Below are 25127 nucleotides of genomic sequence, written 5' to 3' on the forward strand. Positions count from 1 at the left end.
GCGGCCCCGGGTGACGGATCCCGGATGGCGGACGGTCCGGCCGCGCGTCCGTGACCTGCCGGTAGCGTGCCGACGGCCCGCGGCGTGCGCCGCCGCGGCCTGCCGGAGCACTCCCGGCACCATGAGACACTGGTCTAGACAACTTCGACGACTTGAAGGGCAACACCATGGCTGAGCGCCGCGTCAATGTCGGTTGGGCCGAGGGTCTGCACGCCCGCCCCGCCTCGATCTTCGTCCGTGCGGCCACCGCCGCCGGGGTTCCCGTGACGATCGCCAAGGCCGACGGCAACCCGGTCAACGCGGCCTCCATGCTGGCCGTGCTGGGCCTGGGCGCCCAGGGCGGCGAGGAGATCGTGCTGGCCTCCGACGCCGAGGGCGCCGACGCCGCGCTCGACCGCCTCGCCAAGCTGGTCGCCGAGGGCCTTGAGGAGCTCCCGGAGACCGTCTGAACCCTTTCACGGGTCACAGCGCGCGCGACCCCGCCGCGGTAGCCGGATTTCCGGTGCCGGGCGGGGTCGTTTTTCTTGCGCGCACGACTGACCGGCGCCCGTTTACGGTACGGCGAATACGCAATTGCAGCACCGGCCGAAGAACCCGTAACGCGACCGCCCCGTATTCCGGTCGGCACACGTCCGATCCGCACGAGTCCGGCTCTGCGCAATTCCCGGCAATACCCTGTACCGCTTGTATACGGCGGCCTTGTTAATTCCCGGCGCGCATCGTGTTTACGGAATGTTTCGGTTCCCTCACGGCCGGCGCGGCGGCCGGCCGGCGCAGCCGGTACGCCGGGCGCGAGCGCTCGATGTGCGCCGCCATCAGGGTGCGCGCCCGCTCGCCGTCCCCGCGGGCCACCGCGTCCAGCACCGCCCCGTGCTCTTCCCACGACCGGTCCTCGCGCGCCGGGACCTCGACCGCGTACATCCAGTCGATCTTGCGCCGCAGCTGGGTGAGCAGCGCCGCCATGCTGGCGCTGCCCGACGCCTGGGCGAGCGTCTCGTGGAACCAGCCGTCCAGTTGGCGCAGCTCGGCGCGCTGCCCCTGCCGGGCGCGCTCGCGGCCCAGCCGTACCACCCCGCGCAGCACCTTGAGGTGCGCGGCGGTGCGGCGGGCGGCGGCGCGGGCGGCGCCCAGTGGCTCCAGCAGGCCGCGGATGTCCAGCAGGTCGGCCGCCTCCCGTTCGGTGGGCGCGGCCACGCAGGCGCCCGCGTGGTGCCTGATGGTGACGAAGCCCTCGGACTCCAGCGTCCGCAGCGCCTCGCGCACGGGGACGCGGGAGACCCCGTAACGGCCGGCGAGCAGTTCCTCGATCAGCCGGCTGCCCGGCGGCAGCACGCCGGTCACGATGTCTTCGCGGATCGCCGTGCACACCGCATGCGCGGAAATGTGGCCTCGCATCGTCCGTGCCTCCGCCGTAATCCCCTGGAAACGTCCGCACCGCCGTCGGCCGGCGGCATTCCCGCGACTCTATTCGACGGGCCGGCTTTATCCTGTGGCCCCGGCGAATTCATGGTTATTTTTTGGCCAGGAACGCGGTGGGCGGGGAGATCGCGGCGGGCCCGAAAACGCCGGTGCCCCGGCCGCAGCGGCCGGGGCACCGAACGAAGAGCGGGCGCGTCAGACGTTGACGCCGTGCGAGCGCAAGTAGGCGACCGGGTCGATGTCCGAGCCGTACTCCGCCGAGGTGCGGGCCTCGAAGTGCAGGTGCGCGCCGGTGGTGTTGCCGGTGTTGCCCGACAGGGCGATCTGCTGGCCCGGGGTGACGGTCTGGCCGACCGAGACGTTGATCGACGACAGGTGGCCGTACTGGGTGTAGGTGCCGTCGTTCATCTTGATGACGACGTTGTTCCCGTACGCGCCGCCCCAGCCGGCCTCGACGACGGTGCCCGAGCCCACGGCGTGGACGGAGGTGCCGGAGGAGGCGTGGAAGTCGATGCCGGTGTGGCTGCCGGAGGACCACAGGCCGCTGGACGCCTTGTAGCTGGTGGAGACGTAGGAGCTGTCGAGGGGCGCGACGTACGTCAGCAGGCGCTTGCGCTCCGCCTCGCGGGCGGCGCGCTCCTGGGCCTCGCGCTCCTTCTTCGCCTCGGCGTCGGCCTTGCGCTTGGCCTCCGCGGCCTGCTGCCGGGCTTCGGCCTCGGCCTTGGCCTGCGCGGCGGCGGCGTCGGCGGCCTCCTGCTGCGCGTCGGCCTGCGCCTCGATCTGCTCGGCCAGTTCGTCACCGAGGACGACGGCCTGGTGGAAGCCGGTGTCGTGGGTGTTCGCTTCGTCGGGGTTGCCGGCCGCGAGGGCCGGGGAGGCGACGGAGGCGATGACGCCGGACGCGGCGAGCGTGGCTATGCCGGCGAGGTTACGGGTCGTCCGCGCGCTGCGGCTCGGACCACGGTGCTTCCCGGTGGCACGGGTGAACGCCATGTGCTGGCTGTGTCCTTTCCTTCCTTCTCGCCTACCGGGTTAGCTGACGGGTTCGGAGCAGGAAGGTCTCCTACGGGCACCTCCGGGAAGGCGCCCGATTCACCCCAAGGGACATGGGTCCCCGGTTCCCCTTGGCTCGCGCCGTGCGGGGATTCGGCGATGACTGTCCGTGCCGCGGTTGCGGCGTCGGTCTGGCGGACAGCCGCATCGACGCTAATCGGGGCAACTTTCAATCGGCAAACAGAACTGATGTTTTGTGCTGTACGTCACACGGCCATCAGGCAACCACTCCCAGCAATTGGGACAAAAAGAAGATCCAGTGGCACTCGCACCACTGGATCTCCTCGTGACAGGCCCGTCAGCCCGCCGGGGTCACGGCCCGTCAGCCGACGACCGTCACCTCGCCGATGCCGAGCGCCTTGACCGGCTCCGCGATCTCGGAGGCGTCACCCACCAGAACCGTCACCAGCCGGTCCGCCGGGAAGGCGCTGACGACCGCCGCGGTCGCCTCGACCGTGCCGGTCTGCGCCAGCCGCGCGTACAGCTGCGCCTGGAAGTCGTCCGGGAGCTGCTGCTCCACCTGGTCGGCGAGGGTGCCCGCCACGGCGGCGGCGGTCTCGTACTTCAACGGCGCCACGCCGACGAGGTTCTGCACGGCGACGTCGCGCTCGGCGTCCGTCAGGCCCTCGGCGGCGAGGGTGCGCAGCACCTTCCACAGGTCGTCCAGCGCCGGTCCGGTGGAGGCGGTGTCCACCGAGCCGCTGATGGCGAGCATCGCGGCGCCGTCGCCCGCCGCGGAGGAGCGCAGTACCTGGCCGAAGGAGCGCACCCCGTAGGTGTAGCCCTTCTCCTCGCGCAGCACCCGGTCCAGGCGGGAGGTGAGGGTGCCGCCCAGGCAGTACGTGCCGACCACCTGGGCGGGCCAGGCGCGGTCGTGCCGGTCCGGGCCGATGCGGCCGATCAGCAGCTGGGTCTGCACGGCGCCGGGGCGGTCGACGATCACGACGCGGCCGGTGTCGTCGGCGGTGATCGGGCTGGCCTTGACCGGTTCCGCCGGCGACCCCGTCCAGGAGCCGAGGGTGTCGGCGAGGGCCGCGTCCAGGTCCACGCCGGTGAGGTCGCCGACGACGACGGCCGTGGCCGTCGCGGGGCGCACATGGGCCTCGTAGAAGGCGCGGACGGCCGCCGCGTCGATACGGGAGACGGTCTCCTCGGTGCCCTGGCGCGGCCGGGACATCCGGGAGTCGGCCGGGAACAGCTCCTTGGACAGGGCCATCGCCGCGCGCCGGGCCGGGTTGGCCAGCTCGTGCGGGATCTCGTCGAGGCGGTTGCCCACCAGGCGCTCGACCTCGCCGTCGGGGAAGGCCGGGGCCCGCAGGGCGTCGGCGAGCAGGCCGAGCGCCTTCTCCAGGCGGGAGGCCGGCACCTCCAGGGAGACGCGGACGCCGGGGTGGTCGGCGTGCGCGTCGAGCGTGGCGCCGCAGCGCTCCAGCTCGGCCGCGAACTCCTCGGCGTCGTGCTTGTCGGTGCCCTCGGACAGGGCACGCGCCATGATCGTGGCGACGCCGTCCAGGCCGGCCGGCTCGGCCTCCAGGGGCGCGACGATGTCGATCTCGACCGCGACGACCTGCTGGCCGGGGCGGTGGCTGCGCAGCACCGTCAGCCCGTTGGGCAGCTCCCCGCGCTCGGGGGCCGGGAAGGCCCACGGCTTGGGGTCGCCGCCGGACGGCTGCGGGTGGAAGGTCATCGTGCTGTTGACGGCGTCGCTCACTGGGCCGCCTCCTCGTCGTTGTCCTCGGCGGCGGTGGGCTCGGTCGGCTCGTACACGAGCACCGCGCGGTTGTCGGGGCGCAGCCGGGCCTTGGCGACCTCCTGCACCTCCTGCGGGGTGATCTCCAGGACGCGCTGCACGGCGGTCAGGGCGAGCTGCGGGTCACCGAAGAGGACGGCGAAGCGGCACAGTTCGTCGGCGCGCCCGGCGGCCGTCGCGAGCCGGTCCAGCCACTCGCGCTCCAACTGGGCCTGCGCGCGCTCCATCTCCTCGGGGCTGGGCCCCTCGGCCGCGAAGCGGGCCAGCTCCTCGTCCACGGCGCTCTCGATCGCCGGCACCTCGACGCCACCGGAGGTCTTCACGTCCAGCCAGCCGAGCGACGGGGCGCCGGCCAGCCGCAGCAGGCCGAACCCCGCGGCCACGGCCGTACGGTCGCGGCGCACCAGCCGGTTGTACAGCCGCGAGGACTCGCCGCCGCCCAGGACCGTCAGCGCCAGGTCGGCCGCGTCGGCCTCACGGGTGCCGTCCTGCGGGAGGCGGTAGGCGGCCATCAGGGCGCGGGAGGGGACGTCCTCCTCGACGACCTCGCGCAGCTCCTCGCCGATGACGTCCGGAAGGGAGCCGTCGCGCGGCGGGCGCTTGCCCTCGTGGCCGGGGATGGAGCCGAAGTACTTCTCCACCCAGGCGAGGGTCTGCTCGGGGTCGATGTCGCCGACGACCGACAGGACCGCGTTGTTGGGCGCGTAGTACGTACGGAAGAACGCCCGCGCGTCCTCCAGGGAGGCGGCGTCCAGGTCGGCCATCGAGCCGATGGGCGTGTGGTGGTAGGGGTGCCCCTCCGGATAGGCCATCGCCGTCAGCTTCTCGAAGGCCGTGCCGTAGGGGACATTGTCGTAGCGCTGGCGGCGCTCGTTCTTGACGACGTCGCGCTGGTTCTCCAGCGACTCCTCGTCCAGTGCCGTCAGCAGGGAGCCCATCCGGTCCGCCTCCAGCCAGAGCGCGAGCTCCAGCTCGTGGGCGGGCATGGTCTCGAAATAGTTCGTGCGCTCGAAACTCGTGGTGCCGTTCAGCGAGCCGCCGGCGCCCTGCACCAGCTCGAAGTGTCCGTTGCCCTTGACCTGGGCGGAGCCCTGGAACATGAGGTGCTCGAAGAGGTGCGCCAGGCCGGTGCGGCCCTTGACCTCGTGGCGCGAGCCCACGTCGTACCAGAGGCAGACCGCGGCGACCGGGGTCAGGTGGTCTTCGGAGAGCACCACACGCAGGCCGTTGGCCAGCCGGTGCTCGGTCGCTGTCAGGCCGCCGGAGCCGGCTTGTTCTGTGGCCGTGTGACCCATGGGCATGTACGTCCCTTCGATCCGCTTGCGAGGAAGTTCTGTCACTGTATGCAAGCGCGCCGAGCTATGGCGAAGTTCCCGTCCGGGCTGCCTCGTACGAGCGGTCCTCGCAGCCACCCCGTCCGACGGGCCGGGGAGGGTCGCGGTCGGCGTTGTCAGTGGGGCGGGCCACAATGGTCCGCGTCAGACCCGAACGTTGATCCCGCATCGGCAAGCAGCAGGACGCAAGCGAAGGAGCCGCAGCCGCGATGGCCCGCCGTAGCACGAAGACCCCGCCGCCGGACGACTTCGAGGAGAGGATCCTCGACATCGACGTCGTCGACGAGATGCAGGGCTCCTTCCTTGAGTACGCGTACTCGGTCATCTACTCCCGCGCCCTCCCGGACGCCCGCGACGGCCTCAAGCCCGTGCACCGCCGCATCCTCTACCAGATGAACGAGATGGGGCTGCGCCCCGAGCGCGGCTACGTCAAGTGCGCCCGGGTCGTCGGCGAGGTGATGGGTAAACTCCACCCGCACGGCGACGCCTCCATCTACGACGCCCTGGTCCGGATGGCGCAGTCCTTCTCGATGCGGGTGCCCCTGGTGGACGGGCACGGCAACTTCGGCTCGCTCGGCAACGACGACCCGCCCGCCGCCATGCGGTACACCGAATGCAAGATGGCCTCGGCGACGTCCCTGATGACGGAGTCGATCGACGAGGACACGGTCGACTTCGCGCCGAACTACGACGGCCAGGAGCAGGAGCCGGTCGCCCTCCCCGCCGCGTACCCGAACCTGCTCGTCAACGGCGCCTCCGGCATCGCGGTCGGCATGGCGACGAACATGCCCCCGCACAACCTCGGCGAGGTCATCGCCGCCGCCCGCCACCTGATCAAGCACCCGAACGCGGACCTCGACACGCTGATGAGGTTCGTGCCGGGCCCCGACCTGCCGACCGGCGGCCGGATCGTGGGCCTGAGCGGCATCCGGGACGCGTACGAGTCCGGCCGCGGCACGTTCAAGATCCGCGCCACGGTCGCGATCGAGAATGTGACGCCCCGTCGCAAGGGCCTGGTCGTCACCGAACTGCCGTTCGCCGTCGGCCCCGAGAAGGTCATCTCCAAGATCAAGGACCTGGTCGGCGCGAAGAAGCTCCAGGGCATCGCGGACGTGAAGGACCTCACCGACCGCCAGCACGGCCTGCGCCTGGTCATCGAGATCAAGAACGGGTTCAACCCGGAAGCCGTCCTGGAGCAGCTCTACAAGCTCACGGCCATGGAGGAGTCCTTCGGCATCAACAACGTCGCGCTGGTGGACGGCCAGCCGCTGACGCTGGGCCTCAAGGAGCTGCTGGAGGTCTACGTCGACCACCGCTTCGACGTGGTGCGCCGGCGCAGCGAGTTCCGCCGCACCAAGAAGCGGGACCGCCTCCACCTGGTCGAGGGCCTGCTCACGGCCCTGGTGGACATCGACGAGGTCATCCGCCTCATCCGCTCCAGCGAGAACAGCGCGCAGGCCAAGGAGCGGCTGATGGACCGCTTCGGGCTGAGCGACGTCCAGACGCAGTACATCCTCGACACCCCGCTGCGCCGGCTGACCAAGTTCGACCGCATCGAGCTGGAGTCGGAGCGCGACAAGCTCACGGCCGAGATCGAGGAGCTCACCAAGATCCTCGAATCGGACAGCGAGCTGCGCAAGCTGGTCTCCGGCGAGCTGGCCGCCGTCGCCAAGAAGTACGGCACGGACCGGCGTACGGTCCTGCTGGAGTCGGCGGGCGCGCCGGTGGCCGCGGTGCCGCTGGAGGTCGCGGACGACCCGTGCCGGGTGCTGCTCTCCTCGACGGGGCTGCTGGCCCGTACCGCCAACGGCGAGGTCAGCTTCGACGCCGACGCACGGCGCGCCAAGCACGACGTGATCGTCTCGGCCGTGCCGGCCACCACGCGCGGCGAGGTGGGCGCGGTCACTTCGGCGGGCCGGCTGCTGCGGCTCCAGGTGGTCGACCTGCCGCAGCTGCCCGACACTGCCGCCGGGCCGAACCTCTCCGGCGGCGCACCGGTCTCGGAGTTCCTCAGCTTCCAGGACGGCGAGCGGCTGATCTGCCTGATGACGCTGGACGAGTCCTCGCCGGGCCTGGCACTCGGCACCGAACAGGGCATCGTCAAGCGCGTCGTGCCGGACTACCCGTCGCACAAGGAAGAGCTGGAGGTCATCACCCTCAAGGAGGGCGACCGCATCGTGGGCGCCGCGGAGCTGCGCACGGGCGAGGAGGACCTGGTCTTCATCACCGACGAGGCGCAGCTGCTGCGCTACCCGGCGGCGCAGGTGCGGCCGCAGGGCCGGCCCGCGGGTGGCATGGCGGGCGTCAAGCTGGGTTCCGGCGCGAAGGTCATCTTCTTCTCGGCGGTCGACCCGGCCGCCGACGCCATGGTCTTCACGGTCTCCGGCTCGCACGGCACGCTCGACGACTCGGCCTCGACGGCCAAGCTCACCCCCTTCGACCAGTACCCGCGCAAGGGCCGGGCCACCGGCGGCGTGCGCTGCCAGCGGTTCCTCAAGGGCGAGGACTGCCTCACGCTCGCCTGGGCCGGCGCCGTGCCGGTACGGGCGGCGGACGCCAAGGGCGCACCGGTCGACCTGCCGGAGCCGGACCCGCGGCGGGACGGCTCCGGCGTACCGCTGACGAAGCCGGTCGCGGCGCTGGCGGGGCCGGTGTAAGGGCGCGATGAGGTTAGGGCGGGTCCCGGACGGCTGCGGCCGGCCCGGGCCCCGCTCTCGCGTGGGGATCGCTCTACCGTCCGGCTTGCGGCTCGCCGAAGTCCTCGGGCTCTCCCGGTGCGAAGCCCGCCGGCTCGCCGGGCTCCCCCGGTGAGGCATCCGTCGGCTCGTCGGGCTCCCCCGCCGTGAAGTCCGCGGGCTCGCCGGGCTCCCCCGCGCCGAAGCCCCCGGGCTCGCCCCCCGACGGTACGTACCGCAGCACCCCCCACATACTGTCCGGCTCGGCGCGCTCCGGCCCCGTCTCCCGGCAGCCCGCCAGTTCCTTGCGCAGCGCCGCCGCGTCGACCCCGCTGCCGATCAGGACGAGCTGGGTGCGGCGCTCCTCGCCCGGCTGCCACGGCGAGGGGTAGAAACGCAGGAAGTCGCCGACCGCGTGCACGGCGAACTTCTGGCGGTTCTCCGGCACGTCGAAGTGGACGAACCCCTTGATCCGATAGAGACCGGCGGGCCTGCTGTCGAGGAAGGCCATGAGCCGGCGCGGGTTCACGGGCTCGTCCGAGACGAACTCGACGCTCTCGTAGCCGGCGTGGAGGTGCCGGCCGGCCCCGTGCCCCTGGCACCCCGGCCCGTGCTCGCCGCAAGCATGCTCCCCGGACACCTCCCCGCCCGCTGCGGCCTCCCCTTCCGCCTCCTCGCGGAACAGGTCCTCGAAGGACAGCTGACGGACCGCCGCGTCGTCCGCGTCGCGCGGCTTGCGGTCGAAGAACAGCTCCGGGTCGATCCGCCCGTACGCGGCGGGCACGACCGGCGTCCCCGGGCTCAGCTCGGCGAGGGTGCCGAGGAGCGCGCGCTGCTCCTCCTCGTCGATCCGGTCGGCCTTGTTCAGGACCACCAGATCGGCGATGGCCACATGCCGGTCGATCTCCGGGTGCCGGGCCCGGGTCGCCCGGAACTCCGCCGCGTCGACGACCTCGGCCAGCCCGCCGTAGACGATGCGGTCGTTCTCGCTGGCCAGGATCATGCGGATGAGCTCCTGGGGCTCGGCCAGCCCGCTGGCCTCGATGACGATGACGTCGATGCGCGCGGACGGCCGGGCCAGGCGCTCCAGGTACTCGTCCAGTTCGCTGGTATCGACGGCGCAGCAGAGGCAGCCGTTGCCCAGGGAGACCATCGAGTCGACCTGGCCGGCCACCGTCATGGCGTCGATCTCGATGCTGCCGAAGTCGTTGACGACCGCGCCGACGCGGCTGCCGCCGCTGCGGCCCAGCAGGTGGTTGAGCAGGGTCGTCTTACCGGATCCGAGAAATCCGGCGAGCACGATGACCGGGATCTGTGGCGGGGCCTGCGGGGCCAAGGGGGCGCCTCCATCGTCGTTCGTCGGTACGACGGGGCGCCGTCGGTCCGGCGCACCGTCAGTTCAGCGCGGCGGGCACCGGCTGCGGCGGGGGCGGACCCACATAGCGGGCCGCCGGTCGGATGATCTTCGAGTCGTCCGCCTGCTCCAGGATATTGGCGCTCCACCCGATCACCCGGGCCGCACAGAACGTAGGCGTGAACATCTCACGCGGCAGACCGCACAGCTCCATGACCACGCCCGCGTAGAACTCGACGTTGGTGTGCAGTTCCCGTCCGGGCTTGAGCTCGGCGAGGAGCGCCTCGACCCGCTCCTCCACCCGCACCGCGAAGTCCACGAGCGGCCCGCCGAACCCCCGGGCGATGTCGCGCAGCATGCGCGAACGCGGGTCCTCGGTGCGGTACACCGGGTGCCCGAAGCCCATGATCCGCTCCCCGGTCCGCACCCGTTCGCGGATCCACTCGTCGATACGGTCCGGGCTGCCGATGGCGTCGAGGGCGTCCAGGGCCCGGCTGGGTGCCCCGCCGTGCAGCGGCCCGGAAAGCGCGCCGACCGCTCCGGCCAGGCATGCCGCGAGATCGGCGCCGGTGGAGGCGATCACCCGGGCGGTGAAGGTCGAGGCGTTGAACCCGTGGTCGATGGTGGAGATCAGGTACCGCTCGACAGCGCCGGCACGTGCGGGCTCCGGCTCCTCGCCGGTGAGCATGTAGAGGTAGTTGGCGGCGTACGGGAGGTCGTCCCTCGGCTCGACGGGCTCCAGGCCCCGGCCGAGGCGGTACAGGGCGGTGAGCACGGTGGGCACCGCGGCGCTCGCGACGAGCGCGTCCGTACCGCGCTGCCCGTGGTCGATGTCGTACAGGGGCTGGAAGCCCGCGGCGGCGCCGAGCAGCGAGAGCGCGGTACGCAGACCGGCGAGCGGGCCGCTGCGGGCACCGGCGCGGGCGATGCCCGGCAGCGCGTCCTGCACGGATGCGGGCAGGTGGCGGAGCCGCGCGGTCTCCGCGGCGAAGGCGGCGCGCTGCTCCGCGTCCGGCAGGAAGCCGCGGAACATCAGGTGCCAGACGTCTTCGAAGGTACGGCTCTGCGCGAGCTCGACGGCGGAGTACTGGCGGTAGTGGTAGAAGCCCTCCCCGCCCCGTACGTCCCCCAGTTCGGTCTCGGTGACGATCACCCCCGCGAGCCCGCGGGGCACGTCGACGGTCGTGTCGGCCTCGGCCATCGGCATGACGGTCCTCCTTCGCTCCGAGTCCGCGCTGCTGCGGCCTCCCGGATATTGATTCGACTGTCTATCCTTGACTCAACAGGTGTCAATATTGATTGAATCAATGTCGATGCGGTCGGGAGTCGATACGGTGAGCCCCATGGCGGATCACGAAACGGACAGCGGCAGCGACGGCGGCACCCGGCGGCTGAGCACCCGCGAGGCGGCCGAACGGCTCGGCGTAAAGCCGGAAACGGTCTACGCGTACGTCAGCCGCGGCCAGCTGACCAGCCGACGGGCCCCCGGCGGGCGCGGCAGCACCTTCGACGCCAAGGAGGTGGACGCACTCGCCCGGCGCGCCGCCCGCCGCGAACCACCCGCCTCCGGCGGCGACCTGGCGATCCGCACCGGCATCACCCTCATCGACAAGGACCACTGCTACTACCGTGGCGTGGACACCACCGAACTGGCCGACCACTACGGCTACGAAGAGGTCGCCGACTGGCTCTGGACCGGCGTCCTGCGCCCCGGCATCCGCTTCACCGCCCCCGAAGAAGCCCTCGACGCCGCCCGCCAGGCCGTCGCGGCACTCCCCGCCCACAGCGGCCCGATGGACCGGCTGCGGGTGGCAGTCGTGGCCGCGGCCGCCGCCGACCCACTCCGCTTCGACCTGACCGAAGACGCCGTCCTGGACACGGCACGCACCCTGATCCCGGTACTCGTCGACGCGTTGCCTCGGTTGAACGACGGGGAGGACCGGGGCGGCGGGGGCTGTGGGGAAGGCGGGGAGGCCAGGCAAGGCAGAGAGAGGCGAGGGAACCAAGGGGTACGAGGGAACCAAGAGGTTCGGGAGAGCCAGGGGGCTCGGGGGAGCCAGGAGGCTCGGGGGAGCCAGGAGGCTCGACGGAGCCACAGGGCCTGGGAGAGCCAGGGGGCCCGGGAGAGCCAAGAGGGCCGGGAAAGTGGCCGGGAGAGCCGCGAGGGGCACGCAACGGATCCGCTCGCCCGCCGCCTCTGGTCGCGCCTCACCCCGGAAGCGCCCGACGAAGCGTCACTCCGCGTACTGAACGCGGCCCTCGTCCTCCTCATCGACCACGACCTCGCCGCCTCGACCCTGGCCGCCCGGGTGGCCGCCTCCGCGAGGGCCCACCCGTACGCCGTGGTGTCGGCAGGCTTCGGCGCCCTCGACGGCCCTCTGCACGGCGCCGCCAGCGGCCTCGCGCACCGCATGCTGCTGGAAGTACTGGAACGAGGCAGCGCGGCAGCTGTCGTCGCGGACCACCTGCGCGCCGGACGCCGCGTACCCGGGCTGGGCCACCGCCTCTACCCAGGCGAAGACCCGCGCGCCCGAGCCCTGTTCCGCCTCCTGGAAGACGTACCGCAAGCCGCTCCGGCACTACGCGCGGCACGCGAGGTGGCCGCGACAACCGCCCGGCACACCCCCCTACACGCCAACGTGGATCTCGCCCTCTCCGTACTGACCGTATCGACGGGCATGGCCACCGAGGCCGGCGAAACGGTCTTCGCGGTGGCCCGCACCGCAGGCTGGATCGCCCACGCGCTGGAGGAGTACGAGGAGCACCCCATGCGCATCCGCCCCAGCGGCCACTACCAGGGACCACGCCCACCGCGACCACTGCCTTAAGGGGTGCGGGGGGGGCACGGGCGGCACCTCAAGTCGGAAGCCAAGCGAACGCCTCCCGGTTCTCTCTCCCCCAGCCCCCGCCCCCTCCTCCAAGCCCCCCGACAGGCGCAGCCACCAACGATCAGCGCACGTCGCAGGACAGGCACCAGTTCGGTGCTGGTCTTGCGGCGAGTTGCCCGCCGGGCGGAGCGGTCGGAGACCAGCGAGGCGATCGCGAGGTGGGTTTCGGCATAGTTCGGCATAGGTCTCGCGGCGGCCGGTGAACCGCTGCAGGGGTTGCCACTGCTTGCACGCCGCGTTGGTGTGCTCCACGCGGATCCGCCGGGAGGACTGGCAACGGCACAGCTCGCGCCAGGCGTACTGTCCGCCCAGCAGCACATCGGCCTTCGGCTACCTGGGCGGGGCACTGACTCGCGCGGAAAACTCGTTGGCCAGGCCCGGTACCCCTCGTCCACCTCGGCCTCCACCCGCGGGTGTTGACGAAACTGCTCGGCGATGCCCTCGGTGCGCACGGCGGCCTGATCGCGTATCCGGCCCGGGCGGACGACGCCGCTGAACAGGGTGCGGCCCTGGGCGTCGCTGAAGGTGGTCGCCCTGATGGTGTTCTGCTTCTTCTTGCCCAAGACGAACGCCTTGCGTCCGGACCGCCCCGTGCGCGAGCGGCGGACCTGCTCCTCGGTCCCATCGATACACAGGCCCACGCGCGCGGCGTCGGCGTCGGCGTCGGCGTCGGCGTCGGCGTCGGCGTCGGCGTCGGCGTCGGCGTCGGCGAACAGATCTTCCAGCGTGCGCAGTCGAAGCCTGGGCCGGTCGGGGATCGCGAAGCCGCGGGCCGCCAGCAGCGGACGAACTTCGCAGATCGCCACGAATACGATGGAACAGTCCACTCCGCACAATTCGGTCAGCGCCGCGTGCGACACGCCCGTGCCCAGCTGCACGAGCGCGACCAAGAGTCGGTCCACGAACACCAGGCGTCGCCTGGGCCCGGCACCCGCAGACCGGCGTCGCTGTCCGGCCCCGACGCTCGCGCAACGCTGATTCGCGAGCGGCCTGCCACGCGGGGGCGAGCTCTTCAATTAGCTCGCCAAGGCGTGCGCGGGAGATCCCCGACAGGGCAGGGCGGGAACAGGCCGCACGAGCCAAGCGTGTCTCACAACTCGCCCAACCTGTACGGCCTCCTTACGTCACTGGTCGAGAACCTCCGTGTTCTGGCAGGCGACCAGGAGCCATTGCCCGTCTTCCTTGGCCATCACGTAGAGCGGGGTGCCCGGATTCCCGATCGGCTCCCCCTCCAGCGTCCAGTACTGCGCATGCACCTTGACCGCGACGACGTCGGGTCGGATGAACAGCACGTTCACCACCTCGTACGTGGCCGTCGAGTCCTGCATGGCTCCCGGCAGCACCTGGTGAGTGAAGGACGAGATCTCATCACGACCGGTGAGCCGCTTACCACCGCCCGTCGTCCAGATCGCATCGGCCCGGAACAGGCCGACGAACTCCTCGGGCAACTCGTTCTGCTGGGAATGCTCAAGCGTGGCGATCACCTGCTTGATCGCCGCGATCTCGGCTTCCTGCGTTTGCTGGTCCGTCACGGTTGTCTCCATGCCGGTCATCATCAAACCTCAACCGCACTTGAGATCAAGCCCCGCCGCAAGGTCAATCGATCCCCAGCCCGTAAGCGCCGGGCACCAGGAACCGACTGCCGGATACCGGACGCCAGGTGCCGGATGCCCGACACCGCCATCGCGCCCACCACCACGCCCGCCACCACGCCCGACCAACACCGCGCTCGGCCACCCCGTGAGCGCGAGGCGGAAGTGCTCAACGCGCTCCGGCGGTTGGCCTCATAAGCCGCCAAGTCGGCTGCTTCTCCGCAGTGTTGGTCACGACCACTCCCAGAGCCGGGCAGGTCCCTCGCCGCTCCTTGTCCCTTGCTCCTCATACATCGCGTCCGACGCACCCTGGCCGTCACACCCCCTTGCCGAGCCCGGTGGTCTAGGTAGCCACCGTCGCGCCTCAACCTCCTCCCAGCGGGGCCGGAACGAGTGGTTACGCCCTCGCTCATCCCCGCCCCGACGAGCGCCACACCGAACCACAACGGCGCCGATTCAGACCTCCAGCCGTTCCGTTAGTTCCATGAGTTCCGTTCCGGGGCCACGGGGGCGCCAAGTGAGGTTAGGCTTACCTATGTGAGCACCTGCGCAACCGCTTCCCGTGATGGCGCCGAGCCCGTCGCGGGTACTTCGGCCACGGCCCGGACCTGGCTGCTTGTCGAACAGACCGGGCCCTGGGGCACCGAAGCGCTGACCGAAAGTCACCTCGATCCGCGTATCGGCCGCGCCCTGGAGACGGCGGCGAACGGCACGGGCGTACGCGTCGCATTGGTCCGCCGGCCGGGGCGGCATGCGGATGGCCGTCGCCTCGACGGCTGCCGGGTCTTTGTCGCGCACACCGCGCCGGGCCGCCCCTGGATACGCACCACCACCCTCGCCGACGCAGAACCATTGCTGGGCCTCGACTTCGTCCGGCTGGGTGCCGGCGAGCACGACGGCCTCTGGGAGCCATATGACGGTGAGCCGCTGGTCTTCATCTGCACCAACGGCAAGCGTGACCGCTGCTGCGCCGTCCTCGGGCGGCCGCTGGCCGCGGAGCTTGCCGCCAGCGGGGCCGAGGCGTGGGAAGTGACCCACATCGGCGGTCACCGTTTCTCCCCCACCCTCTTCGTCCTGCCCTATGGATACGCCTACGGTCGGGCCTCCGCTCCCCTGGTCAAGGACGCCGTGGCGTCGGCGCGCGAGGGCCGGATCCTGTTGGACCACTGCCGGGGCCGATCGACCTGGGAGCGCCCGGCGCAAGCCGCCGACCTCGCGGTCCGTGAGCTGATACTTGAGGACCGAGCAGATGCGCTCGACGTCGTGCGCACCGAAGCCGCACCATTCCCCGCGGTCACGCCGCCCCTCGGGGGCCTGCCGCTCACCACGGTCACGCCGTTCCCTGCAGTCGCGCCACCCCCCGCGATGGCACTGTCCTCCGCGGCCGTGGCGACCTCTCCGGCCGCACCGCCGCGTCCTCGCGCCACCTCCACGCCCGCCTGGACTGTTACCGTCGCGCACCGCGACGGCCGGTCCTGGCAGGTCGCCGTCGAGCAACGCGCAGACGGCACCCCGGCCCCTGCCAGCTGCGGCTTTCCGCTCGGCAAGCCCGCCCGCATGGCCGTGTTGTCCATACGCCGCCTCGCCTGATGTCGTCCTGCCAGACGTGCCCTCCGCCGGGTTCTCACACCCCGTGCCGGTCGCTCGCCTCGCCCGGCGGCCGCGCCACCTGCCCAGTACTCGCCCCACCAAGCCCGTCGACCTCATGCCGTCGCCTCCCCCGTCCCGCTCCCGTCCACTCCTCGCGAACGGTAGCTTCGCTGTGACTCTGCGAGATTAGGCCGACGCGGAAAGCCCGCGAAAGGCCTGTGGATAACCTCCGCAGCGACGGCCGGAGCGCTTATCCACAGGGGATCGGCAGGAGTTCGTCAGGGGTTCGTCAGGTCCTTGTTTGTTGGCGTCCGCACCCAGCTCCTGCGGCCGGGCGGATTACCCGGCCGGCCGCCGCCCCGCTTACTGTCTGGTCGTATGGGCGTGAGGGACGAGATCGACGCGCGGCAGGGGGCCGGGCGGGGCACCGGCGGCGGGCTCCGCGCCGCGCTGTCGGGCCTGCGTTCCCGCCTGGGCTGGCCGCGCCGCGTCTTCGCCCAGGTGCTGCTCATGCAGCTCGCCATCGCCGCCGGCGTGACGGCGCTCGTCACCGGCCTTTTCCTCGCTCCGCTCAGCGCACAGCTCGACGACCAGGCGATGCGCCGTGCTCTCGCCATAGCCCAGACCACCGCAGCCGAGTCCCGCCTCGACGACGCGCTGGAGGGTTCCCGCCCGGCCCGCAACGGTCCCGTGCAGAACGAGGCGGAGCGGATCCGCCGCGCCACGGGGGCGGAGTACGTCGTGATCATGGACGTACGGGGCGTGCGCTGGTCCCACACCGACCCGGACGAGATCGGGCGGCGCGTCTCCACCGACCCCAGCGGCGTCCTGGCCGGTCATGAGGTCATGCAGATCGACGAGGGCACCCTCGGCCGCTCCGCGCGCGGCAAGGTGCCGCTGCGCGACGAGAAGGGTGAAATCGTCGGCGCCGTCTCGGTCGGCATCGCGTACGAGAGTGTCCAGGAACGGCTGCTGTCCACGGTGCCGCAACTGCTCGCGTACGCCGGCGGGGCGCTCGCCGTCGGCGCGCTGGCCGCCTATCTCGTCGCCCGGCGTCTCCAGCGCCGCACCCATGGCCTGGCCTTCTCCGACATCTCCGCGCTGCTCGCCGAGCGCGAGGCGATGCTGCACGGCATCCGGGAGGGGTTCATAGCGCTCGACGAGCGCGGCCGGATCCGGCTGCTGAACGACGAGGCGCAGCGCCTCCTCGACCTGCGTGCCGAGGACACCGGCCGTCCTCTGGAGGACGCGCTGCCACCGGGACGTACCGCCGAGGTCCTGGCCGGGCGGGTCCGCGGTGCCGACCTGCTCGCCGTCAGCGGGCAGCGCGTCCTGGTGGTCAACCGGATGCCGACCGACGACGGCGGTGCCGTGGTGACGTTGCGCGACCGTACCGAGCTGGAGCGCCTGGGCCGTGAGCTGGACGGCACCCGCGGGCTGATCGACGCGCTGCGCGCCCAGGACCACGAGCACGCCAACCGCCTCCACACCCTGCTCGGCCTCCTCGAACTCGGGCTGCACGAGGAGGCCGTGGAGTTCGTCACCCAGGCCGTGGGCGTGCACCGGGCGACCGCCGAGCAGGTCACGGAGCGGGTGCGCGATCCGCTGGTCGCGTCCCTCCTTGTCGGCAAGGCGACGGTCGCCACCGAACGCGGCGTCTCGTTGAGCATGTCCGCCGGCAGCCGGCTGCCTGACCGCGTGGTGGACCCGCACGGCCTGGTCACCGTCCTCGGCAATCTGGTCGACAACGCCCTGGACGCCACGGCCGGGCGGCCCGGTGGCCGGGTCGAGGTGGAGATCCTGGCCGAGGGGCGCACCGCCGTGGTGCGGGTCCGCGACAACGGTCCCGGCGTGCCCGAGTCCCGGCGCGCGGAGATCTTCACCGAGGGCTGGACGACCAAGGAGCCTCCGGCGCACGGGCAACGCGGCATCGGTCTCGCGCTCGTACGCCGGCTCGCGGAGCGGTACGGCGGTGCTGCCGAGGTGGGCGAGGGCCCTGGAGGCGGCGCGGTGTTCACCGTCACTCTTCCGGATGCGCTGTCCGACGCGCTCTCCGAGGACCCACCGGAGCAGCCGTCCGGCGTGCCCGGCACGGCGGATGGCGCCGTGCCGGGTGAGCGGCATTCGGAGGGTGGAGAAACCGCAGGTCCCGGTGGGTGTGTGGCGGACGGTCGGCGGTCCGGTGACGCTCCGGGGGGCGTTCGGTGATCGACGTACTGGTCGTGGACGACGACGTGCGGGTCGCCGAGATCAACGCCGCCTACGTCGCGAAGATCGCGGGCTTCCGCGTCATCCGCCTCGCCCACTCCGCCGCCGAAGCGCTGGCCGCCCTGGAGACGCTCCCCGTCGACCTCGTCCTCCTGGACCACTACCTGCCCGACGGAACCGGCCTCCAGCTGGTCTCCCATCTGCGGCAGCGCGGCCTGCAGACCGATGTGATCATGGTGACCGCGGCCCGCGACATCGCGACCGTCCAGGCGGCCATGCGCCAGGGCGCGTTGCAGTACCTGGTCAAGCCGTTCACTTTCGCCGGTCTCCGTTCCAAGCTGGAGGGTTACGCGGCTCTGCACCGCACCTTCGAGGGCGGCGGGCAGGCGGAGCAGTCGGAAGTCGACCGGATCTTCGGGGCGTTGGGCGGCGCCAACGCCGGGCCCGCCGAGCTGCCCAAGGGGCACTCGACGGCGACCGCCGACCGGGTCCGTTCCGTCCTGCGGTCGGCCGAAGCACCGCTGTCCGCCCAGGAGGTGGCCCGGCAGGCGGGCCTGAGCCGGCAGACCGCCCAGCGCTACCTGAAGCTCCTCGAACGCGCCGGACGGGTCCGCCTCAGCCTCAAGTACGGTGAGACCGGGCGCCCTGAGCACCGCTACGTGTGGGTCTGACGGCCGGCTCCACCGGCTCGCGTCACAGGTCGCCACGGCCGCGCGGCACGCCTGTGCTCCGCCATCACCCCATCAGGTGATGGACGCTCCGGGCGGCTGTGCGAGACCGTGCCGGTACGCGTAGTGGATCGCCTGGGCCCGGTCCCGCAGCCCGGCCTTGGCGAAGAGGTTGTTGATGTGCGTCTTCACGGTCGCGTTCGAGACGTGCAGCGACCGGGCGATCTCCGGGTTGGACAGCCCCTCGGCGACCAGCCGCAGCACCTCCACCTCGCGCGCGGTCAGCCCGTCCGGGGGCTGGGCCGGCGCCGCCGGCTTCCGTACGGGTTCGGCGAACCGTTCCAGCAGCCGCCGCTGCACCTTCGGCGACAGCCCCGCCTGCCCCGACAGGACGTCCTCGATGGCCCGTACGATCTCGTCGCCGTCCGCGTCCTTGGTCAGGTAGCCGCGCGCACCCGCCTCCAGGGCCGGGAAGAGGTGGTCGTCGTCGGCGTAGGTCGTCAGCACCACGACCTCGGTACCCGGGTGCTCCGCCCGGATGCGCCGGGTCGCCTCGACACCGTCGCAGCGCGGCATACGGAGGTCCATCAGGACGACGTCCGGGGCCAGTTCGGCGGCGAGCCGTACGGCTTCCTCGCCGTCGCCCGCCGAACCCACCACCTCGATGCCCGGCAGCAGCCCCAGCAGCATCACGATTCCCTCGCGCACCACGGTCTGATCGTCGGCGACCACCACTCGCGCCGTCACGCCGGCACCCTCAACCGCACCACGAAACCCTCCTCGGCGGGACCGGACTCCAGCGTTCCGCCGAGGAGTTCGGCGCGCTCCCGCATCCCCAGCAGACCGTACCCGGAACCGGACGTGCCGAGGTCCCGGAGGGCCCCCGGCCGGTCCGCCCTGGGCTTCCTGCGCGCTCCCGAGTCCCGTACTTCCAGGCCCACCTCGCCCTCCGCGTAGTCGAGCCGTACGGTCACCCGTGCGCCCGGAGCGTGCTTGCGTACGTTGGTGAGCGCCTCCTGCGCCACCCTGCGCAGCGCGAGTCCGGCCTCGGGGGGCAGTTCGCGGCGTTCTCCCGTCACTTCCAGGCGCGCGCTCTCAGCGGCCGTCAGATCGCGCAGGTAGTCCTCCACCGGGGCCATCTCGCCGCGCAGCGCCGACAGCGCCTGCCGGGTGCCGTCCAGCCCTTCCCTGGCCATGCTGCGGGCTGCCACGACCCGGTCCAGGATCTGTTCGCGCTCCTTCTCCAGGTCGTCGCTGCGCTGGATGAGCAGCCGCGCCGCTTCCAAGTGCACCAGCTGTGCGCTCAGGCTGTGCGCGAGTACGTCGTGGATCTCACGGGCGATGCGGCCCCGCTCCGCGAACGCCGCCGTCTCGGCCTCGGCCTTGCGGGCGGCCCGGTCCTGGGCCAGCAGCCGCCGCGCGTTGCCGCGCGCCTCGGAGTCCAGCCGGAGCACGTACCCGGCCAGCCCGAGCCCGATGACGGTCGTCCCAATCGACATCCAGTCGTCCGGGCTGCGCACGGCGTACGCGGCCAGGGAGAACACCATGCACGGCACCGCCGTCGCCAGCGGCAGCCGCTGCATCGAGACGACGGCACCGGCGCCCCACACCACGGCGGCCGGCGCCGTCGCGCCCTCCAGGTGGAAGACGACCGCGCTCGCCTCCAGAAGCGCCAGCAGGCCGAGCGACGGCCACAGCCGGTGCTGGAGCGTCGTACGGAAGAAGGCCCACAGGGCGGCCCCGCACAGCGCGACCCCGGCCAGGCCCAGCGCTACGCCCGTACCGCTGAACTGCCGGTTGGCCACGGCGCTCCACAGGAGGGCGGCCAGCACCAGAATGCGGATGGCCCGCCCGACCCACAGCCGTGAACCGCTGAACCCTTCTCGGGAGAGCGCCTCCCGCAGGGGCCAGCTCGTCCAGGAACTCAACTGCACAAACGGTCCTTCCGGCATGGGCCGGCGGGGCGTACGGTCTCAGCCACCGGCAGCAACACGGTACGTCGGCCGCAGCGTCTGGGCCCGCCAGACCATGGTGCCCGTACGGGCCAGCAGGGTGGCGGCCACGGACAGCATCGTGGCCTGGGTGCCCAGGTGGACCCCCATCAGCAGCCCCACGCCGTACAGGCCGAACCGCAGTGCCGCACCGAGGAGCCAGGCCGCGGCGGTCACGGGGCGGACCGAGGACCAGACCGCGCCGTCCGGATCGGTCCAGATCCGCATGGTCCACGCCCAGGCCGCGCCCGTGAGCGCCCCGATGACGACTCCCACGGCCAGCAGGGCGCCGGACTCCGCCGGGTGCGCGGCGTCGAGCAGCCCCGGTTCGCGTACCGCCATGAAGGCGAGGACGGCGGGCAGCAGCCACCAGACCTTGCCGTTCGCGTCCAGCCGCTGCGGTTTGAGCTGTCGTACGACCACCAGGGCGATGATCGCGACGATGACGAGAACGTTGAGCGAGCCGCTCATGGCCTGGGCCTCCGTGGCGTGGGAACAACAACGCTGTCGACGCTACGAAGCGCGGCCCGCCGCCCGGATCGGCGCACGGGTGGGCCACGGGTGGAAAACGGAGGGCGCCTCTCCACCCGTGGGTGGACAGGCGCCCGTACCGGCGCGTGCGGCGCTTCACACGCCCCCGCGGACTCCCGTCACGTGTCGATACGGGAGAGGTCCAGGGTGGCGGCGGAGCTGGTGATGAACTCCCGGCGCGGAGCGACGTCGTTGCCCATGAGCAGGTCGAACGTCTTCTCGGCGGTTTCCAGGTCGCTGATGTTGATGCGGCGCAGGGTGCGGTGGCGGGGGTCCATGGTGGTCTCGGCGAGCTGGTCGGCGTCCATCTCGCCCAGGCCCTTGTAGCGCTGGATGCTGTCCTTGTAACGCACGTTCTTGCGCTGCAGTTCCAGCAGGGTCTGGCGCAGTTCGTTGTCGGAGTACGTGTAGATGTACTTGTCCTGGCCCTTCTTGGGCTGCGTCAGCTCGACCCGGTGCAGCGGCGGCACGGCCGAGAACACCCGGCCCTGCTCGACCATCGGGCGCATGTAGCGCTGGAAGAGGGTCAGCAGCAGGGTGCGGATGTGGGCGCCGTCGACGTCGGCGTCCGCGAGGAAGATGACCTTGCCGTAGCGGGCGGCGTCGATGTCGAAGGTACGGCCGGATCCGGCTCCTATGACCTGGATGATGGCGCCGCACTCGGCGTTCTTGAGCATGTCCGAAACGGACGCCTTCTGCACGTTGAGGATCTTGCCGCGGATCGGCAGAAGCGCCTGGAACTCGGAGTTGCGCGCCAGTTTGGCGGTGCCCAGCGCCGAGTCGCCCTCGACGATGAACAGCTCGCTGCGCTCGACGTCGTCACTGCGGCAGTCGGCCAGCTTGGCGGGCAGCGAGGACGATTCCAGCGCGGTCTTGCGGCGCTGGGCCTCCTTGTGCTGACGGGCCGCGATACGGGTGCGGGCCGCCGCCACGATCTTGTCGAGCACGGCGCGGGCCTGCTGCTTGGCGTCCCGCTTGGTGGAGGTCAGGAACGCCTTCAGTTCCTTGGCCACGACCTGCGCGACGATGCGGGAAGCGGCCGAGGTGCCCAGCACCTCCTTGGTCTGGCCCTCGAACTGCGGCTCGGCCAGCCGGACGGTGACGACCGCGGTCAGGCCCTCCATGGCGTCGTCCTTGACGACGTCGTCCTCGGCGACGCGCAGCAGCTTGGTGGCGCGCAGGGCCTCGTTGACCGTTTTGGCCACCGACCGTTCGAATCCGGACACATGCGTGCCGCCCTTGGGGGTGGCGATGATGTTGACGAAGGACCTGACGGTGGTGTCGTAGCCGGTGCCCCAGCGCAGCGCGATGTCGACGCCCAGCTCCCGGGTGACCTCGGTGGGCGTCATGTGGCCGCGGTCGTCCAGGACCGGCACGGTCTCCTTGAAGGTGCCCTGGCCGGACAGGCGCAGCACGTCGCAGACGGCCTTGTCCTGCGCGAGGTACTCGCAGAACTCGCTGATGCCGCCGTCGTACCGGAAGGTTTCCTCCGTCACCGCCTCGCTCTCGACGCCGCGCTCGTCCCGTACGACCAGGGTCAGGCCCGGCACCAGGAAGGCGGTCTGGCGGGCGCGTGCGTGCAGGTTCTCCAGGGAGAGCTTGGCGTCCTTGAGGAAGATCTGCCGGTCGGCCCAGTACCGCACGCGGGTGCCGGTCTTCGCCTTGGCGATGCGCTTGCTCTTGCGCAGGCCGTTGGCCGGGTCGAAGGGGGCGTCGGGTCCCGACTCGGTGAAGATGCCGGGTACGCCGCGGCGGAAGCTGATCGAGTGGGTCTTGCTGTTGCGGTCCACCTCCACGTCCAGCCGCGCCGACAGCGCGTTGACCACGGAGGCGCCGACGCCGTGCAGGCCGCCGGAGGCCGCGTACGAGCCGCCGCCGAACTTTCCGCCGGCGTGCAGCTTGGTCATCACGACCTCGACGCCGCTGAGCCCGGTCTTGGGCTCCACGTCGACCGGGATGCCACGGCCGTTGTCCCGGACCTCCACCGAGCCGTCCTCGTGGAGGACGACCTCGATGTGGTCGCAGTAGCCGCCCAGCGCCTCGTCGACGGAGTTGTCGATGATCTCCCAGAGGCAGTGCATCAGGCCGCGGCTGTCCGTCGAGCCGATGTACATGCCGGGGCGCTTGCGGACGGCCTCCAGCCCCTCCAGGACGAGCAGGTGCCGCGCGGTGTAGTTGGAACCGTCCCGGTCTGCCCCGGTCAGCACTGCGGTGGACGGCACGGACATCTCGGCGGTCACGCGGTTCGCTCCTCGCTGAATTACTGGTGGTCCGCATTCCGCGGACCCGGTCGTGGCGGTGTCGCCGGTCAGAGCGTACCGAGGCCCGGTAGAGCCGATGTGACGCCACCCGTAAGGATGTCCATGGTAGTAGACTTTCGCTCACGTGTTCGATACCTCGATGGGGTGAGTCCCCAGTGACGCGCACATCACGTTCCCTTCGAGGCATGAACCATTTAGGCTCCGGGCACGTCCTCTTGAACAACCGGCAAGCCAGCCGGGAGGACAAAATCCCAGCAACCAACGTGAATCAGACCACCACGCAATACGGCTCATTCGCCGCCACCCGGCAACACCCGGCTTCCCCGGAAAAAAATTTTCAGGGAATAGGCACGAGCGGGAACGTTTTCGGCCTGGTTGGATGTTGACCCTGGTACGACAGCTCGTCGAGCTAGAGAAGAGGCGACGTGACTACTGTTCTGACCCCCGCGAGCCCGCTGACGGCCGCTGACCGCTGCGACCGCTGCGGCGCCCAGGCATACCTGCGCGTCGTCCTGATGTCCGGCGGCGAACTGCTCTTCTGCGCCCACCACGGTCGCAAGTTCGAGCCAGAACTCAAGAAGATCGCCGCGGAAATACAGGACGAGACGGAGCGGCTGACCGCCTCTCCCGCGTCTGCGTCCGACGAGGAACGCTGACACATCGCATCCGACGACGAGCGAGCAGCGGCCTAGGGCCGTGCGGCGGGCGGTCTCCCGGCACCCCGGGTGACCGCCCGCACTCGCGTCTGCTTCCACGTCCGACGGACCCTGCGTTACGGCTGCTGCCGCACGTGCCCTCCTGGGCCCGCTGAGGCTCCGCCGGCCTCCGCCTCGCACCTCGGGGTCCCTGCCCCGCGCTACGGCTCTCAGCCGGCGCCATGGGCGGTCACGTGCTTCATCATCGTCGAGATGCGCGTATAGACACCCGGCTTGCCGACCTTTCCGCAGCCCGTCCCCCAGGAGACCAGTCCCACGAGGCGCTTTTGCGCCACCAGCGGACCGCCGCTGTCCCCCTGGCAGGCATCCCGGCCGCCTTCCGGCGCGCCCGCGCACAGCATGGAATCGGCCATGTACTTACCGTCGGCATTGCCCGGGTACGCCCTGCTGCACGCCGCGTTCGAGAGCACCTGGACCTGCGCCGTGCGGAGCGCGTTGGCGTAGCTCCCGTTCCCGGTGGTGTCGCCCCAGCCGTACACGTTCGCCCTGGTGCCCGCCTTGTACGCGGCGTCTCCGGCCTTGGCCATCGGGAGCGACCGCCCCTTGGGCAGCTGCTTGCCGAGCGTGAGCACCGCGATGTCGCCGGCGTTGCTGTAACTGTCGTACGCCGGGTTCACCCAGACCCGCCGCGGCACCAGCTCCTCCCCGGTGCGGCCCCGCATGTTCTCGCGGCCCACGATGATCCGCAGGTCCTTGACCTGCTGCCACTCCACTCCCAGCACGGCGCGGCTCAGGCAGTGCGCCGCCGTGACCACCGTCGCCCGGCCGACCAGCACCCCGCCACAGAACTGGCCGGAACGGTCCGAGCCGAAGCGCGAGCGGGAGCTGATGGCCACCATCCACGGGCTGTTGGAGAGCTTCACCTGCTGCCCTCCCACCACCACCCCGTCCGCCTGCGCGGTCACCGGTACGGCGAGAACCAGGACTAGGGCCCCGAGGGCGGCCCGGACATAGGCTCGCATACACGCTCCTGACTGTGCGGAAGTGTTCGCACACCCAGGGTGAGCCAGCCGCGCTGATCACGCACCCGGACACACCGCGGGCCCGGCCCTCCCGGAGGAGGACCGGGCCCGCAGTCCCTCGTACGGCCGTCCGAA

Annotated in this window: 20 protein-coding genes and 1 riboswitch; of the genes, 7 read left to right on the forward strand and 13 right to left on the reverse strand. The window is 71.4% G+C overall.

What is annotated here, in order from left to right; translation table 11 throughout:
* The first annotated feature begins 167 nt into the window (after positions 1 to 167).
* Complete coding sequence (locus ACH4OW_RS31195; protein WP_030021209.1) at positions 168 to 449, forward strand: HPr family phosphocarrier protein; 282 nt, start codon at positions 168 to 170, stop codon at positions 447 to 449.
* Positions 450 to 702: 253 nt separating this feature from the next.
* Here ACH4OW_RS31195 and ACH4OW_RS31200 read toward each other — a convergent pair whose 3' ends face one another.
* The 4 genes from ACH4OW_RS31200 to ACH4OW_RS31215 all read right to left on the reverse strand — a co-directional run bounded on the left by ACH4OW_RS31200 (position 703) and on the right by ACH4OW_RS31215 (position 5517).
* Positions 703 to 1395, reverse strand: coding sequence for a GntR family transcriptional regulator (locus ACH4OW_RS31200; RefSeq protein WP_398031133.1), 693 nt, complete (start codon positions 1393 to 1395; stop codon positions 703 to 705).
* Positions 1396 to 1614: 219 nt separating this feature from the next.
* On the reverse strand, positions 1615 to 2412 hold the full coding sequence (locus ACH4OW_RS31205; RefSeq protein WP_398031135.1) for a M23 family metallopeptidase: 798 nt from the start codon (positions 2410 to 2412) through the stop codon (positions 1615 to 1617).
* A 13-nt stretch (positions 2413 to 2425) separates the two neighbouring features.
* Positions 2426 to 2581: riboswitch (cyclic di-AMP (ydaO/yuaA leader) on the reverse strand.
* 213 nt (positions 2582 to 2794) lie between these two features.
* Positions 2795 to 4159, reverse strand: coding sequence for a M16 family metallopeptidase (locus ACH4OW_RS31210; protein WP_398031230.1), 1365 nt, complete (start codon positions 4157 to 4159; stop codon positions 2795 to 2797).
* Between the two features lie 20 nt (positions 4160 to 4179).
* Positions 4180 to 5517, reverse strand: coding sequence for a pitrilysin family protein (locus ACH4OW_RS31215; protein ID WP_360133598.1), 1338 nt, complete (start codon positions 5515 to 5517; stop codon positions 4180 to 4182).
* Positions 5518 to 5765: 248 nt separating this feature from the next.
* On the opposite strand from ACH4OW_RS31215, the gene ACH4OW_RS31220 reads away from it, so the two are divergent.
* Positions 5766 to 8213, forward strand: a complete 2448-nt coding sequence (locus ACH4OW_RS31220) for a DNA topoisomerase IV subunit A (protein WP_360133483.1) — start codon at positions 5766 to 5768, stop codon at positions 8211 to 8213.
* Positions 8214 to 8286: 73 nt separating this feature from the next.
* Here the strand turns inward: ACH4OW_RS31220 and ACH4OW_RS31225 are convergent, their stop codons facing one another.
* Positions 8287 to 9567, reverse strand: coding sequence for a CobW family GTP-binding protein (locus tag ACH4OW_RS31225; protein ID WP_398031137.1), 1281 nt, complete (start codon positions 9565 to 9567; stop codon positions 8287 to 8289).
* Positions 9568 to 9625: 58 nt separating this feature from the next.
* Positions 9626 to 10792 (reverse strand): citrate synthase, encoded by a 1167-nt coding sequence (locus tag ACH4OW_RS31230; protein WP_398031139.1) that lies wholly within the window; start codon positions 10790 to 10792, stop codon positions 9626 to 9628.
* Positions 10793 to 10928: 136 nt separating this feature from the next.
* Here ACH4OW_RS31230 and ACH4OW_RS31235 point away from each other — a divergent pair, with 136 nt between their 5' ends.
* Positions 10929 to 12413 (forward strand): citrate/2-methylcitrate synthase, encoded by a 1485-nt coding sequence (locus tag ACH4OW_RS31235; RefSeq protein ID WP_398031141.1) that lies wholly within the window; start codon positions 10929 to 10931, stop codon positions 12411 to 12413.
* On the opposite strand, the gene ACH4OW_RS31240 is transcribed toward ACH4OW_RS31235, so the two are convergent.
* Positions 12410 to 13363, reverse strand: a complete 954-nt coding sequence (locus tag ACH4OW_RS31240; RefSeq protein ID WP_398031143.1) for a transposase family protein — start codon at positions 13361 to 13363, stop codon at positions 12410 to 12412. The two genes, ACH4OW_RS31235 and ACH4OW_RS31240, sit on opposite strands and share 4 nt — an antisense overlap.
* A gap of 234 nt (positions 13364 to 13597) precedes the next feature.
* Positions 13598 to 14005 carry an SgcJ/EcaC family oxidoreductase gene (locus tag ACH4OW_RS31245; RefSeq protein ID WP_398031144.1) on the reverse strand — a complete coding sequence of 136 codons (408 nt, stop codon included), beginning with the start codon at positions 14003 to 14005 and terminating at the stop codon, positions 13598 to 13600.
* Between the two features lie 597 nt (positions 14006 to 14602).
* On the opposite strand from ACH4OW_RS31245, the gene ACH4OW_RS31250 reads away from it, so the two are divergent.
* The 3 genes from ACH4OW_RS31250 to ACH4OW_RS31260 all read left to right on the forward strand — a co-directional run bounded on the left by ACH4OW_RS31250 (position 14603) and on the right by ACH4OW_RS31260 (position 18534).
* On the forward strand, positions 14603 to 15655 hold the full coding sequence (locus tag ACH4OW_RS31250) for a sucrase ferredoxin (RefSeq protein WP_398031145.1): 1053 nt from the start codon (positions 14603 to 14605) through the stop codon (positions 15653 to 15655).
* A gap of 510 nt (positions 15656 to 16165) precedes the next feature.
* Entirely contained in the window at positions 16166 to 17863 is a 1698-nt protein-coding gene (locus ACH4OW_RS31255) for an ATP-binding protein (protein WP_398031231.1), read from the forward strand.
* Complete coding sequence (locus ACH4OW_RS31260) at positions 17860 to 18534, forward strand: response regulator (protein ID WP_398031147.1); 675 nt, start codon at positions 17860 to 17862, stop codon at positions 18532 to 18534. Before ACH4OW_RS31255 ends, ACH4OW_RS31260 begins: the two co-directional genes overlap by 4 nt.
* A gap of 72 nt (positions 18535 to 18606) precedes the next feature.
* Here ACH4OW_RS31260 and ACH4OW_RS31265 read toward each other — a convergent pair whose 3' ends face one another.
* The 4 genes from ACH4OW_RS31265 to ACH4OW_RS31280 all read right to left on the reverse strand — a co-directional run bounded on the left by ACH4OW_RS31265 (position 18607) and on the right by ACH4OW_RS31280 (position 23293).
* The gene (locus ACH4OW_RS31265; RefSeq protein ID WP_398031148.1) at positions 18607 to 19278 is read right to left on the reverse strand and encodes a response regulator; all 672 of its coding nucleotides are present in this window, start codon (positions 19276 to 19278) and stop codon (positions 18607 to 18609) included.
* Positions 19275 to 20465, reverse strand: coding sequence for an ATP-binding protein (locus ACH4OW_RS31270; RefSeq protein ID WP_398031150.1), 1191 nt, complete (start codon positions 20463 to 20465; stop codon positions 19275 to 19277). The genes ACH4OW_RS31265 and ACH4OW_RS31270 overlap by 4 nt, the downstream gene beginning before the upstream one ends.
* A 39-nt stretch (positions 20466 to 20504) precedes the next feature.
* A complete protein-coding gene (locus tag ACH4OW_RS31275) occupies positions 20505 to 20993 on the reverse strand; it encodes a DUF1453 domain-containing protein (protein ID WP_398031152.1) in 489 nt (162 codons plus the stop codon).
* A gap of 179 nt (positions 20994 to 21172) precedes the next feature.
* Complete coding sequence (locus tag ACH4OW_RS31280; protein WP_398031154.1) at positions 21173 to 23293, reverse strand: type IIA DNA topoisomerase subunit B; 2121 nt, start codon at positions 23291 to 23293, stop codon at positions 21173 to 21175.
* A 446-nt stretch (positions 23294 to 23739) separates the two neighbouring features.
* Between ACH4OW_RS31280 and ACH4OW_RS31285 the strand changes: the two genes are divergently transcribed.
* A complete protein-coding gene (locus tag ACH4OW_RS31285; protein ID WP_003981845.1) occupies positions 23740 to 23970 on the forward strand; it encodes a hypothetical protein in 231 nt (76 codons plus the stop codon).
* Between the two features lie 209 nt (positions 23971 to 24179).
* On the opposite strand, the gene ACH4OW_RS31290 is transcribed toward ACH4OW_RS31285, so the two are convergent.
* On the reverse strand, positions 24180 to 24992 hold the full coding sequence (locus ACH4OW_RS31290) for a S1 family peptidase (protein WP_398031156.1): 813 nt from the start codon (positions 24990 to 24992) through the stop codon (positions 24180 to 24182).
* Positions 24993 to 25127 lie beyond the last annotated feature (135 nt).

It is taken from the genome of Streptomyces sp. NPDC017056, from assembly GCF_044332485.1.
In the GTDB taxonomy this organism is placed as follows: Bacteria; Actinomycetota; Actinomycetes; order Streptomycetales; family Streptomycetaceae; genus Streptomyces.